General features: G+C 60.5%; 10 protein-coding genes. 4 read left to right on the top strand and 6 right to left on the bottom strand.

The window, feature by feature from the left end; translation table 11 throughout:
• Positions 1–13 precede the first annotated feature (13 nt).
• Both AB3X89_RS16225 and AB3X89_RS16220 read right to left on the bottom strand, forming a co-directional pair.
• Complete coding sequence (locus AB3X89_RS16225; RefSeq protein WP_368584197.1) at positions 14–1,027, bottom strand: Gfo/Idh/MocA family protein; 1,014 nt, start codon at positions 1,025–1,027, stop codon at positions 14–16.
• Between the two features lie 131 nt (positions 1,028–1,158).
• Complete coding sequence (locus AB3X89_RS16220) at positions 1,159–2,823, bottom strand: alpha-amylase family protein (RefSeq protein ID WP_368584196.1); 1,665 nt, start codon at positions 2,821–2,823, stop codon at positions 1,159–1,161.
• Between the two features lie 48 nt (positions 2,824–2,871).
• Between AB3X89_RS16220 and AB3X89_RS16215 the strand changes: the two genes are divergently transcribed.
• On the top strand, positions 2,872–4,458 hold the full coding sequence (locus AB3X89_RS16215) for an alpha-amylase family glycosyl hydrolase (RefSeq protein ID WP_368584195.1): 1,587 nt from the start codon (positions 2,872–2,874) through the stop codon (positions 4,456–4,458).
• A gap of 20 nt (positions 4,459–4,478) precedes the next feature.
• Here AB3X89_RS16215 and AB3X89_RS16210 read toward each other — a convergent pair whose 3' ends face one another.
• Together AB3X89_RS16210 and AB3X89_RS16205 are read right to left on the bottom strand one after the other, a co-directional pair.
• Positions 4,479–6,395, bottom strand: coding sequence for a potassium transporter Kup (locus AB3X89_RS16210; RefSeq protein WP_368584194.1), 1,917 nt, complete (start codon positions 6,393–6,395; stop codon positions 4,479–4,481).
• Positions 6,396–6,482: 87 nt separating this feature from the next.
• A complete protein-coding gene (locus AB3X89_RS16205; protein WP_368584193.1) occupies positions 6,483–7,340 on the bottom strand; it encodes a helix-turn-helix transcriptional regulator in 858 nt (285 codons plus the stop codon).
• Positions 7,341–7,443: 103 nt separating this feature from the next.
• Here AB3X89_RS16205 and AB3X89_RS16200 point away from each other — a divergent pair, with 103 nt between their 5' ends.
• Positions 7,444–8,337 carry an SDR family oxidoreductase gene (locus AB3X89_RS16200; protein WP_368584192.1) on the top strand — a complete coding sequence of 298 codons (894 nt, stop codon included), beginning with the start codon at positions 7,444–7,446 and terminating at the stop codon, positions 8,335–8,337.
• On the opposite strand, the gene AB3X89_RS16195 is transcribed toward AB3X89_RS16200, so the two are convergent.
• Positions 8,332–9,024 (bottom strand): phosphatase PAP2 family protein, encoded by a 693-nt coding sequence (locus tag AB3X89_RS16195; RefSeq protein ID WP_368584191.1) that lies wholly within the window; start codon positions 9,022–9,024, stop codon positions 8,332–8,334. The genes AB3X89_RS16200 and AB3X89_RS16195 overlap by 6 nt on opposite strands.
• A gap of 194 nt (positions 9,025–9,218) precedes the next feature.
• Between AB3X89_RS16195 and AB3X89_RS16190 the strand changes: the two genes are divergently transcribed.
• Both AB3X89_RS16190 and AB3X89_RS16185 read left to right on the top strand, forming a co-directional pair.
• Positions 9,219–10,091, top strand: a complete 873-nt coding sequence (locus AB3X89_RS16190; RefSeq protein ID WP_368584190.1) for an endonuclease/exonuclease/phosphatase family protein — start codon at positions 9,219–9,221, stop codon at positions 10,089–10,091.
• Positions 10,092–10,181: 90 nt separating this feature from the next.
• Positions 10,182–10,967, top strand: coding sequence for a hypothetical protein (locus AB3X89_RS16185; protein ID WP_368584189.1), 786 nt, complete (start codon positions 10,182–10,184; stop codon positions 10,965–10,967).
• A gap of 338 nt (positions 10,968–11,305) precedes the next feature.
• Here the strand turns inward: AB3X89_RS16185 and AB3X89_RS16180 are convergent, their stop codons facing one another.
• Positions 11,306–12,658, bottom strand: a complete 1,353-nt coding sequence (locus AB3X89_RS16180) for a glycosyl hydrolase (RefSeq protein WP_368584188.1) — start codon at positions 12,656–12,658, stop codon at positions 11,306–11,308.
• Positions 12,659–13,711: the final 1,053 nt, after the last annotated feature.

Genomic DNA, 13,711 nt, shown 5'->3' with positions numbered 1-13,711 from the left:
CGAGCATTGCACTTCAACCTTGTGCGATTTTTTCCCACGCGCCTGACTGAGCCGAGCGGAACACGGCATCGATCACCCGCATATTCGCGCGCGCATCTTCCAGCGCAATAGCTTGCGGGCCTCCGCTCAGGATCGCTTCCGCGAACGTGGTGGCGGCTACGCCGTACTGATCGCACACCGGAAGTTCCAGCCAGCGATCAGTCGCGACACCGTCGCTATTGTGCTCACTGATTAGCAGCCGCGTCGGTCGATCGTTTGGTGCATTGAATGGAATTTCGACTTCGATTCGCCCCTTGGTACCGTGAAATTGCATCCGCTGGTACGGATAGGTTTGAGTCGAGTAAAAGAAACTCGCCTGCACGCCATCGAAGTCCATCAGCACGGAGCCGAGCCGGTCTATCTTGAAGGCAGGATCCTGCTCGACCAGCGCTACTACGCGCCGTGGCTCACGCCCGATCGTGAAGCGCGACGTCGTGATCGGATAGCAACCAATATCGAGCAGCCCGCCGCCGCCTAGCTCGCTCTTGTTGCGGATATTCTCTTCGTTGGTGTTGTAATAGGTGAAGCCGCCGGTCACTGCCCGCAATCCGCCGATCGCGCCGTCGTTAATCAAGGTCCGCACCTTCAACCATTGCGGATGCGTGCGAACCATGAAGGCTTCCTGGATGTATCGGCCGCTCTTGTCGCGCGCTGCGATCAGTCGTTCGACCTGTTGCGCGTCCAGGCTGATCGGCTTCTCACACAGCACGTGCTTGCCCGCCTCGACCGCTTTGATCGTCCATTCCACGTGGAGATGATTGGGCAATGGAATATAGACCGCGTCGATTTCCGGGTCCGCGAGCAGCGCCTCGTAACCGTCGTATGCGACAGCCAGACCATATTTGGCCGCGGCTTCCCGCGCCTTCTCCAGAGAGCGCGACGCGATGCCTTTCACCCGGCACTTCGGCGCGTTGTGCATGGGCACGACCACCTTGTCGTTGATCTTTGCGGCGCCCAAAATTCCCCAGACTATTTGATCCTTTGCCATGACATCCCTTTTTCCGATTGCGTATCCGATGAGTCGAGCAGGCTGAGCATTCGCGTGAGTCGGCAAGTCGCGTGAGTCCGCGAACGACCAGGAGCATGCGATCCTATCAGTTTAGCCGTGGCTCGTCGTTGTTAGACCTCGCTTCGCTTGAGCAGATAGTCGAGGCCGCCCACCCGATACCATCGATATCCGAACGGCTCGAGCAGCACCGTGTGACAGCCGTCATCGTCAGCGCGGCTGTGGTCGTCGGACAGAAGATTGATCAGCGAATCGCGGCCAGGTTCGTTGGAGCTCAGGCGGAATTCGACGGTACACGCTTCGGCGCGGAAGTTATGCAGAAACAGCACGGAGTTGTTGCGCCACTGATAACCGAGCGCGAGCACGTCGTTTCGCGAGGTGGGCAGCACTTCGAAGTCCCCCCAGCTGACTTCCGGCACTTCGCGGCGCATGCGGATCATCCGCTCGGTCCAGTTGAGAAACGAATCGGGATCGCGCCGCTGCTGCGCCACGTTGACCCGCTCGAAGCCATAAGCCCCGCCGGAGATCGCCGGCACAGGCGGGTTCGAATGGTTGGTGAAGCCGCCTTGCGGCTCGCCCGACCATTGCATCGGCGTGCGCGCGCATTGGCGTTCGGGCCGGCGCAGATCGTCGCCCATGCCGATTTCATCGCCGTACCGGAACACGGGCGTGCCCGGCAAACTCAGCATCAGGCTGTAGGCGAGTTCAAGGCGGCGTCTGTCGCCCGACAGCATCGGCGCAAGTCTGCGGCGGATGCCGCGCCCATACAGCTGCATGTCGGGGTCCGGGGCGAACGCGGCGAACACTGCCTCGCGCTGAGCGGGCGTGAGCCGGCCCAGATCGAGTTCGTCGTGATTGCGCAGAAACACCCCCCATTGCGCAGTCGGCGGCCGTGGCTTCGTCGCAAGCAGCGCGTCCTTCAACGGCTTCGTGTTGCCCGTCGCGAGCGTGTAGAAGGTGTTTTGATTGACGCGGAAGTTGAACATCATCGGCAAGCGCTCGCCCTCGTCGCCGAAGTACTGGAGATCCGATTTGGGCAGCACGTTGGCTTCGGCCAGAATGATCGCGTCGCCTTCGCGCCACTGCAGAAACTCGCGAAACGTCCGCAACATATCGTATTGCTCTGCAGGGCGGCGCACCTTCGGACCCTTCGTCGCGATCACGAAGGGTACCGCGTCCATGCGGAATCCGGACACGCCAAGCTGAATCCAGAAGCCCATGATCTTCAGCAACTCCGCCTGCACATGCGGATTCGAGGTATTCAGGTCCGGCTGAAAATCGTAAAAGCGATGGAAGTACCAGCGTCTTGCCCGCTTGTCGAAACTCCAGGTCGACTTCTGCACGCCCGGAAACGCCACGCCGCGTTGCGCATCGGGCGGTTTGTCGTCCGACCAGACATACCAGTCGCGATATTTCGAGGCAGGATCGCTGCGTGCTTCCAGGAACCATGGATGCTGGTCGGACGTGTGATTGACGACGAGATCGATGATCACCCGCAAGCCCCGCTGGGCGCACGCATGCGTGAACTCGGCGAAATCGCCGAGCGTGCCGTACTTCGGATCGACGTTGTAATAGTCGCAAATGTCGTAACCGTTATCGCGTCCTGGCGATGGGTGGAAGGGCATCAGCCAGATCGTCGTCATGCCGAGCCCTTGCAGGTAATCGAGTCTGCGCATCAGGCCCTGGAAGTCGCCGACGCCGTCGCCATTCGCGTCCATGAAGGTGCCTACCGAGAGGCAATAAATGATCGTGTTCTTGTACCAGAGGTCATTTAGCATACGTTCCGCGCGTGGCGCCTAAACGATCGATCGTGGAGAGGAATTGCAATGTCGGAGCTGGCGTGGTGGCAACGCGGTGTCATCTATCAGATCTATCCGCGCTCGTTTCAGGACAGCAACGGCGATGGCATCGGCGATCTGTCCGGCCTCAGCGCGCGCCTTGAATATGTCGCGGCGCTAGGCGTCGATGCGGTGTGGATCTCCCCGATCTACCCGTCGCCGATGGCCGACTTTGGCTATGACGTCGCGGACTACTGCAACATCGATCCGATGTTCGGCACTCTGGACGGGTTCAAGCAATTGATGGGCCACGCGCATCGGCTCGGGCTCAAGGTGCTGCTCGATTTCGTGCCGAATCATTCGTCGAACCGGCACCCGTGGTTCGAGGAAAGCCGCTCGTCGCGAGACAATCCGAAACGGGACTGGTATCTGTGGCGCGATCCGTCGCCCGATGGCGGGCCGCCGAACAACTGGTTGAGCCGCATGGGCGGCTCGGCATGGGAGTGGGACGAGCTGACGGGGCAGTACTACTATCACGCGTTTCTGCGCGAGCAGCCTGACCTGAACTGGCGCAACCCCGAAGTGCGCCGCGCGATGGATCAGGTGCTGCGTTTCTGGCTCGATCTCGGCGTGGACGGCTTCCGCGTGGACGTGCTGTGGCTGTTGATCAAGGACGCGCAGTTTCGCGACAATCCCCCCAATCCAGGCTATCTGCCCGGCGAGCCGGACCATCATCGACTGTTGCAAACTTACACCGAGGATCAGCCGGAAGTACATGAACTCGTGCGCTCTATGCGAGCCACGCTGGACGAGTACGGCGAGCGCGTGCTGATCGGCGAAATCTATCTGACTGTCCCGCAACTGGTGAAGTATTACGGCGTGAACGGCGAAGGAGCGCATATGCCGTTCAATTTTCAGTTGCTCAGCGCGAGATGGAATGCGGAAAACATCGCCCGCATGATCCGCGATTACGACGTTGCGTTGCCCGAATACGCGTGGCCGAACTGGGTGCTGGGAAACCACGACAATCCGCGCATTGCGTCGCGCGTCGGCGCGGCACAGGCACGGGTAGCAGCTGTGCTGTTGTTGACGCTACGAGGCACGCCGACGCTCTACTACGGCGATGAAATCGGCATGATGGACGGCTATATCGCGTCCGATGAGATTCAGGACCCGGCGGAGTTGCGGCAACCGGGCATTTGCCAGGGACGCGATCCCGAGCGCACGCCTATGCAATGGGATGGCTCGCTGCCGAATGCGGGCTTCACGGACGGCAGACCGTGGTTGCCGATTGCGACCGCGACGAGCGTGCGCGAACAGGACGGCGACATGTCGAGCATGTTGTCGCTGTATCGGCGTTTGCTGAGCCTGCGCCGCAGCAGCGCCGCGCTCGTGCGGGGCGCGATAGAGAATGTCGTTGCCGACGGCGACGTGCTGACCTACGAGCGGCGCTACGGCAATCAATGTCTGTTCATCGCGCTGAACATGGGCGCCGAAGCTTCCACCGTGCAATCGCGCGCGGGCATGGTGCTGCTATCGACGGTGACCACGCGCATCGGTGATGCCTTCGTCCAGGGCGCCAATTTGCTTGCCGCCAGCGAGGCGGTCATCGTGATCGTCGACTCTCCATCGTGAACGGTAGCTGACTCACCGGTTCAAAGCGCCACCTGAATGCCCAGTTCAACGACGTCTTCCGCTCGAAGCCCATAGTATTCCGCGCTGGGCGTGGAATGAAACGCCATCTGTCCGAACAGCGCCTCGCGCCAGCGCGTCATGCTGCCGTGCGAACGTCCCTTGATGACTTCATCGCGCGGCAGGAAAAACGTGGTGTGCCTGGGATCGTAGTGCCAGCCATCGAACCGGCCCGCCAGCGATTCGAGCAGCCGCGGCAGGTTAGGGCGCTCGACGAATCCATGATGCGCAATGATCTCGAAGCATCCGTGGCCGAGGTCTCGCACGTCGACGCGCGTTTCGTCATCGATACGCGGCGCTGACTCCGATATGTTGGCGAAGAAAATCGTCGTCTCGTGCAGCACGCGATTGTGGCGGATGTTGCTCCTGAATGTCGCCGGTGTCTTGCCCGATGCGTTGCCCGGATAAACCGCCGTGCCTGGCACGCGCGCCGGAGGTTCGGGACCGGCTAGCGCGTCGCGCAGGAATGCGTCGAGCGCATCGGCTTCGTTCGCATGGGTTGCGGCAATCTCGCGTCCGCGATTCCATGTCGACATCAGCACGAAAAGAATCAGCCCGACGGCGACAGGAAACCAGCCGCCGGAAGCGATTTTCGGCACGTTCGCGGACACCAGCGTCACGTCGACGACGAGCAACGGCGCGCTCACGAGCGCCACGCCGTAGACGGGCCAATGCCAGACGTTGCGCGACACGCTGATCATCTGGATCGTGGTGATCAGCATCGTCAGTGCGACCGCGATGCCGTACGCCGAAGTCAGGTTCGACGAGCTTCGAAACGCCAGCACGAGAAACAGCACCGCCACGAACAGGATCAGGTTGACGGCGGGCGCATAGACCTGTCCGCGCTGCTCTGTCGATGTTTCGACGACCCGCAGGCGCGGCAGAAAGCCCAATTCGATCGCCTGACTCGTCATTGAAAATGCGCCTGAAATCACCGCTTGCGAAGCGATGATCGTCGCGAGCATCGCGATGATGACGCTTGGCACGAGCGCCCACGACGGCGCGGCGTGGAAGAACGGCTGCTGAAAAGAGCCGGGCACGAACAGCAAGGTCGCTGCCTGCCCGAAGTAGCCGATGATGATCGACGGAAACACGATGGCGAAGAGCGCAATGCGGATCGCGCGGCGTCCGAAGTGACCGATGTCGGCATACAAGGCTTCCGCTCCGGTCAGCGCGAGAATCACGGCGGCGAGAATCGCGAACGCCATGCGGGGATGGCCGATCATCAGCGATATGGCCCATCGCGGCGATAGCGCATGCAACACGACGGGATGTTGCGCGATCCGATACAACCCCACAGCGGCAAGAGACAGAAACCACACGGCCATCACGGGACCGAATGCGCGCCCGACCACCGAGCTGCCGCGTCGCTGAAACGAAAAGAGCGCGATCAGGATGGCTGCTGCGATCGGCACGACCCATGGATCGAACGAGGGACTGATCTCGCTCAGTCCCTCGACGGCCGACAGCACGGATACGGCCGGCGTTACCATCGAATCGCCATAGAACATCGCGGCGCCAAGGAGTCCCGCCAGCAGAAGCGCACGCGGCACCCGCCGCCCTTCGTCCTCATAGCCCGATCGGACCAGCGCCGTCAATGCGATGATGCCGCCCTCGCCTTCATTGTCGGCGCGCATCACGTACCACGCGTACTTGAGCATGACGACGATGACGACGGCCCACACGATCATCGAAAGCGTACCCATGATGACCTGCACGTCGATCGAACCGGTTTCGATGGCGGCTTGACGCAGTGCATAGATGGGACTCGTGCCGATGTCGCCGAATACGACACCCAATGCGCCAAGCACGAGCGTGCCGCCGCTGCGCTGGCGGCGAGACGACGAATCGTCGCTTTGCTCCCTGTTTTGCTCAGGCATTTTTTTACGCGAAGGTTGTGCGATGCCGTACAAGCAATTTGTGGGCCGAAGTGCGATCCGTCGGTCGCGCCAGACCGTCGAAGCCGATCACGCGGTGGTCAGAGGCGCGGCGCTGTCAGTCTCGTCCATCGATGAAACGGCGCTACGGATGCGCCTGGCGATTCGCGCGTCGAGCGGGGTGTAGACGAGCATGCTCAGATCTGGCCGGCCATCGACGGCGAACAGTGAATATTCCATTTCGATGGTCCCGAACGCAGGATGCAGCAGGCGCTTAACGTGCTGGCCTTCGCTGTGGCCGAATACCTGGTTTTCGCGCCACATGCGCTCGAAGTCGGGGCTCTCGCGACACAGATCGTCGACCAGATCGCCGACCTCGGAGGCGAGCCCCGCGCGTGCCACGTCCGCGCGGAACGTCCCCACGACGGAGCGGGCGACGCTCTCCCAGTCATGCTGTTTTGCGCGGGCGTCGGGGTCGCCGAACAGGAAGCGCAGGATGTTGCGCTGGCCCGGCGGTAGCGCGCTGTAGTCGGTCAGCACGACCGCCGCCGCTCGATTCCACGCGACCACGTCCCACGTCGCCGTCTTGATGATCGACGGGCTGGCTTCGAGCGAATCGAGCACGCGCTGCAAGCGCGGATCCACTGCGTCGGTGGAGCGGTAGCGCACTTCCGGGGGGCGCCCGAGACCCAGCATGAACAGATGTTCGCGCTCCGTGTTGGTCAGCATCAGCGCCGCGCAGATGCGCTCCAGCACCGCGGCGGACGGCGCGCCGCCGCGGCCCTGCTCGAGCCAGGTGTACCAGGTCGAACTGATATTCGCGCGCTGCGCCACTTCTTCCCGGCGTAATCCGGGCGTACGCCGGCGGCCCGAGAAGCCGAAGCTGGCCGGATCGAGCCGCGTGCGGCGGCTGCGCAGAAAGTCTCCGAGGGATTGGGCGGTGTTCACTTGACGATTAACCTGTTAGTCGCTTTACCGGGATAAGCTCACTACTTCAATAGCATAGCGAATGATCGCATAGTGCGTCCGTGGCTATTCTGGAGACTTGACCATGCGAATCTTTCTGACAGGCGCAACCGGGTTTATCGGCTCGGCTTTGGTGCCCGAACTTATCGAAGCCGGGCATCAGGTGATCGGCATGACCCGCTCCGATCAGGGCGCGCAGGCGCTCGTCGCAGCGGGCGCGGAGGTGCACCGCGGCACGCTCGAAGACACCGACAGCCTGCGCAGCGGCGCCGCGAAGTCCGACGCCGTCATACACCTTGCTTTCGATCACGACTTCTCGCACTTCGTGGAGAACTGCGAGAAGGACAAGCGTGCGATCGCAGCGCTTGGCGCGGCGCTGGCGGGCTCGGATCGGCCGCTTCTGATCACATCAGGCACGGGCGTCGGCAGCCGGGATAACGGGCAGCCGGCCGCCGAGGACGTGTTCAACACCAGCCACCCGAACCCGCGCATCGGCTCCGAGCTCGCCGGCAATGCGCTGCTGGAGGACGGCGTCAACGTGTCGGTGATGCGCTTGCCGCAAGTGCACAACCCATACAGGCAGGGCCTCATCACGCCGCTCATCCAGATCGCTCGGGACAAAGGCGTGTGCGCATATGTGGAGGAAGGACGTAATCGCTGGCCGGCGGGGCATCTGTCGGATGTCGTGCGGCTGTACCGGCTTGCGATCGAGAAGGGCGAACGCGGTGCGCGCTATCACGCGGTCGGCGAAGAGGGTGTTAGTGCACGAGAGATCGCCGAGGCGCTGGGGCGCGGCCTGAAGTTGCCGGTCGTCTCGATCGCACGCGGCGAAGCGCAGGCTTACTTCGGATGGATGGCGATGTTCGCCGCGCTCGATATGCCGGCATCGAGCGCGCAGACGCAGGCGCGTTTCGGCTGGCGACCGACCGGTCCCACGCTACTGTCGGATCTGAACGAAGCGCGCTACGTTCCATCATAGGTGCTTCAATATGCCGCTTGCGAGCCTGCGCAGTTCGTCGAACTGCGTGACGAGTTGGAGGCAGAGCACAAAGGCCAGCGCTGCCGCGGGCCCCGGGTGGAGGTCGATCCATCGCAGCACCGGCGTCGCGTAGCGCGGGCGTATCGCATCGCGCGTCATGATCAAGGTGATCGTGATCCCCACCGCGGCGCCCACCAGCAAATCGGTGGGGTAGTGAAAGCCGAGATAGGCGCGCGGAAGGCAAATGAACAGCGCGGTATAGAGAAGCGCCAGCACGCCGATGCCCCGCCACACGAGGAAAATGCCGGTAGCGACCGCCATCCATAGCATCGCGTGATCGCTCGGGAAGGAACTCCAGTTGGTCAGCACGGCGTCCTTGATATCGCCGCTGGCAAAGCTCAGATGCAGTTCGGGGTTATAGACGGGGCGCACCCTGAACGGCAACCAGTGAGTCAGCACTCTTCCGACGAAGAGCGCCGCGAGGCCGCTGACAACCGTCGCGAGAACCATTTCTCGCCGCCATTCGCGGCATTCGTCTTGCTGAAACCACATCCACCACAGTACGGGAACGAGTACGAGACCTTTGAAGGTGTACAGGTTGTCGATGGCTTGGATGGATAGCGTCGCGAAATGACTGAAATGTATGTTGGATAGATATGTTTCGATGGATAAATCGAAGCTATTCATTATTTTCTAAGGAAATTGAGCCGGTCGCGGGATGAAGGTCAGCATAATTCATCGCGCGCACGGCATTTTTTGGCGCTTACTTTCACTGACAATTTTTACTGCACGATTTCATCGCTAACTTTCAGTGACCCGGCGACCCGTGCCAGCGCCAAGCGCAGCGATGACCTATAGTCGGAGCTTTCAAGGAGGCCATCATGAAGCTGGTCGACTGGAACATTCAGTGGGGTTGCGGCGTCGACGGCCGCGTCGACCTCGGCCGGATCGTGCGGGAAGCACGCGCATTATGCGACTTCGACGTGCTGTGTCTGCAGGAAGTCACGCGCGGCTTCAACGAAGCACCGGCGGCAGGTGGACTGAAAGGCGCGCCATCGTCCGATCAGTTTGCCGAACTTGCCGCTCTTCTGCCGGAGATGACCGTGCTCGATGCGATCGGCTCCGATCTTCCGTCGCTGGGCGCGAGCCGTCATCGGCGGCAGTTCGGTAATGCCATCGTGACCCGCTTACCGGTTCGTCAAGTGCTGCGCCATTCGCTGCCGTGGCCTGCCGATCCCGCCAAGCCGTCGATGCTGCGCGTCGCGCTCGAAGCGGTGCTCGAAGCCGACGTCGGTCCGCTTCGTGTCATCAGCACGCACCTCGAGTTCTATTCGGAGAAACAGCGGCTCGCGCAAGTCGCAAGACTGCGCGAGTTGCATCAGGAAGCGTGCAATCACGCGCACTTTCCCGCGCGGGGTGAAAAGCCGGACAGCCCATTTGCCGATACGGCGCGCCCGGTCAGCGCGGTTGTCTGCGGTGACTTCAACAGCGCATTCGAAGACAGCGCCTTTTGCCGGATGCTCGAACTGATCGCCGACGCGCCGAGCTTCGTCGATGCGTGGGCCCGCGCGCACCCTGGCGAGCCGCGTGCCGCGACGGTCGGCCTGTACGATCGCGAGCAATGGCCCGACGGACCTTTCGCGTGCGATTTCGTTTTCGTCACGCAAGACCTGGGCACACGCATTGCGTCGTGCGATGTCGATCCGCACAGCCGCTCGTCCGATCATCAGCCGATGTGGCTGGAACTGCGTTGAAAGTTCTGCGGGAATGCTTAAGGGTCTGTTAAGCGTTGTTCTGCGAAGGTTGAGCCTATGTTCAAGCCACGAAAATAGTGAGCACCTCACATGAATAGCAGCCAATCGGAAATTCGCGCGCATGCAGTCAGCAAAGTCCCTCAGGTCACGCTGGGCTTCTGGATCATCAAAATCGCCGCCACGACACTTGGTGAAACGGGCGGCGATTGGGTGACTATGTCACTCAAATTGGGTTATCTGATCGGCACCGCAATTTTTGCAGTTATTTTTATTGCGCTGGTCGCAGGGCAGATCAGGGCAGAGCGGTTCAATGCCACGCTTTATTGGGCGACTATCGTCGCAACGACCACGCTCGGTACCACGCTGGCCGACTTCTTCGATCGATCCGTGGGAGTCGGCTATCCTGGCGGTGTCATGATCGTCTTCGCGCTTCTGCTTGCGAGCCTGGGCGTCTGGTACAAATCGGAAGGTACGGTGTCAGTGCAGAGCGTAACCACGTCCAGAGCCGAGTGGTTCTATTGGGTGACGATCCTCTTTTCGCAGACATTGGGTACGGCGTTGGGCGATTGGGTGGCGGGATCGGACGAAGGCGGATTGGGGCTCGGCTATGAGAACGGCGCTTTGATCTTCGGTGCGGGTCTGCTGATCGTCGGCGCGCTGTATTACTGGTCGCGGCTGTCGCGGACCGCCATCTTCTGGGCAGCGTTCATCCTGACGCGTCCGCTCGGCGCGACCTTGGGGGATCTGCTCGACAAACCCGTTTCTCAAGGTGGGCTCGAGATCAGCCGACTCTATGCTTCGGTGATTCTGGTTTCGTTCATGGCCCTGTGTGTGGTTTTGTTACCGCAGCGTCCTGCTGGGCGAGCGACGCGGTAGTAGGCATCCTTTCAATTGAGGCCGACATGAAAAATCCCTGGACCAGGAAGAACCCGTTCCTGAGCATGTGGCTAAGCGGCGCCAATACCGTCGCGAACTCGGCGCGGGTAAGAACGACGGCGGCGGCCAAACGCGCGGCCTCCGCGTTTTGGAGCGCCGCACTCACGCCACCGAAGCCGAAGAAAAGAAGAAAGGCACGGCGCTGAGTTGACTCGTCCGCGGTCGGACGAGTTTGCTGCCTGGCGTGAGGGATCGCACACAGGGTGTACCCAACCGGCAAAAAAGAAGGGAGCGCCATAGTCGGCGCTCCCTTCATTCATGGGTTACAGCATGCAGGCTTACTGGATCGGCGTCAGATAAGAACCCGACAGGAAGCGTTCCGAACTCGGAATCGTCGCCGTGTAGGCCTGAATCGCGGCTGCAAGCTGCGGGCGAATCAGGTTGCGGTTGTAGTCGTAGATCGAATAGCCGTCACCTTCGCCATTGCTTGGATCGCCGTTACGCACGACATACCAGAACGCCTTCGCCACCGAACCGTTGTTCATCAGAGTCTTCAACTGATTAAACGCGGCCGTTTGTCCAGCATCCGTACCGTTGGTGCCATTGTTGGTCTCGGTCAGCCAGATCGGCTTCGCGCCGCTGCTGACGAGGTTCGACACGGTGGTCATGAATGCCTGCACCAGCATGTTGTACTCGGCGCTGCCGAAGTACGGGTGAACGTCGACGACGTCGATCGTGGTGTTCAACGGGCTGGAAGCACTCTTGGTGTTGTTGCCCATGGCATTGATGTAGTCGGTCGCCTGGATCAGCTGGCTACCTGCGGGCGGTTGCCAGCCGTTATTCGGATACGCCGAGTTGTAGAAGTACGAGATGCCCTGAGTGTGCAGAACCGTTTTGTAGCCCGACTGGCTCTTCGTGTTCAGGACCTGCTTGGCTTCCGAATAGAGCGTCTTGCTGCGATTCAGAATGTAGCCGGAAATACCATTCGCATCGCCGTAAGACGGGTCCGAAGCGGAGAACGACCAGTTGGTCTCATTGAACAGTTCGATGTCAGCCGTGAAGGGCAGAACGACGTCCATCAGCGAGCCGAGATACTTCGTGAACGCTGCGTCGCAGAAGTCGAGTCGCGGCGACGATCCGCTCGGCGGATTCTGGGTGGCCGAGCACTGGTATGCGCTAGACGGCGCGTACATGCCCACCTCGAAAAGAATCTTCATGCCGCGCGTCCGTGCGGCGTTCAGAAGCCCCTTCAGAAAGGCCACCTTATTGGGGTCCAGCGTGCTGCCGTCGGCCAGCGTCATGAAGTCCCACGAAACACCGAGGCGAACCGTACCGACGCCCAATCCGGCAATCAGATCCAGGTCTTTTGAGCATTCGTTGAGCGCGGTCTGATCTCCGCTCCAGAGATTGCAATTCACGTCCATTGCAAAGCGGTCGTTTCCGCTGCCGGTGGGCGGCGGTTGCAGCGTGGCAGTGGCGTTTGCGGTGGTGGCTGCGGTGGTGGCTGCGGTGGTGGCTGCCGTGGATGTGGTGGACGTGGTGGCTGCCGTGGATGTGGTGGCTGTTGAGGTTGTCGCTGTGGTGTTGGTGTTGCCCCAATGTGCCCTGGAGAATGACTTCGAGAATGCCGGCATCGATTGCCCGCACAACAGGGCTAAAACGGTGAATAAGGAACAGAGTCTTAATTTCATTGGATTGGCTATAGATTGCTACTGACGGAGAATGGACCGAGAACATTGGCGTTACGTTTGCCGATGACCATCAGCTCCTGAAGCGATGGCACACGTAACGCAAACACGTCGATACGTGAGTCAGCTGTCGCTGACGTCACGATTGCAAATGGTCTTGCGCGGGATATGAGGCTTTCGTATGGATCGTCGCGAAACGGCTCAATCGCCTTGTCCCGCCCGTTGCACCTGGGCGCGGTTATAAGGCTGACCGTTCGCCTGAACCGGCGGTGAACCGTTGTCGGTGGGCACTACGCCGTTGCTGTACGCATTCGTAGTCGCGTTCGCGACTGCGTTAGCAGAGAGGGAGGAGTTGGCAGTCACGGACTGGGTGCTGCCATCATCGCTTGTTTCACCGCCGCAACCTGCAAGGCTCAGGATTCCTGCGGTAAGTGCAAGCACTGAAACAGTTTTTGCGATCTCAGGAACTTGACGAAATGATGGTTTTAGTCTTGGAGAGAGTCTGCTGAAAGATGACATCTGTCTATCAAGGCCGATAAACCTTGGCCGCTAAAACGAACAGCGTTCGCGTGATAAGGACGTCGCCACGAATAATTACGCAACAACACGAGTACAACTAATTAATGATCCGCTTTTGTCAAGGGCGCCCGTTGCCGGACTCGCGTGGTGCATTAATCGAATTTAATCCTCGGATTTAATACGATGCGCCGAAAACCACTTTCATCATTTAAATCGACGATTTGGCGATTCGTCGCAAATTGCGAAGTTCTACTGATAGAATCGACCTAGGTTTTCCCTGACTGATCCGACGAAACGAATGATACAGAAATGGAACGGAAATTGCCCTGACGGTCGTAACCAAACGTAACAACGCGATGTGTGATATGGAAGCGGATCGCTAAGCGCCCCGCGTCCCCTCCCATGCTTATCTAGCAGCCTGCGGAAGTACCGCTGAAACGCGTCATCGCGCTGCGTTCGTGAAGCGTTGATAGAAGGAGCCCAACAACCCGATGGAGATTATGCGCGGCGCCGACACATTCACCGAGAGTCTGTTTT

The sequence above is a fragment of the Paraburkholderia sp. BR14320 genome (genome assembly GCF_040948665.1).
GTDB classification, from domain to species: Bacteria; Pseudomonadota; Gammaproteobacteria; order Burkholderiales; family Burkholderiaceae; genus Paraburkholderia; species Paraburkholderia youngii.
The sequence above is the reverse complement of the archived record's forward strand: the minus strand, read 5'-3'. Positions and strand labels throughout refer to the sequence as shown.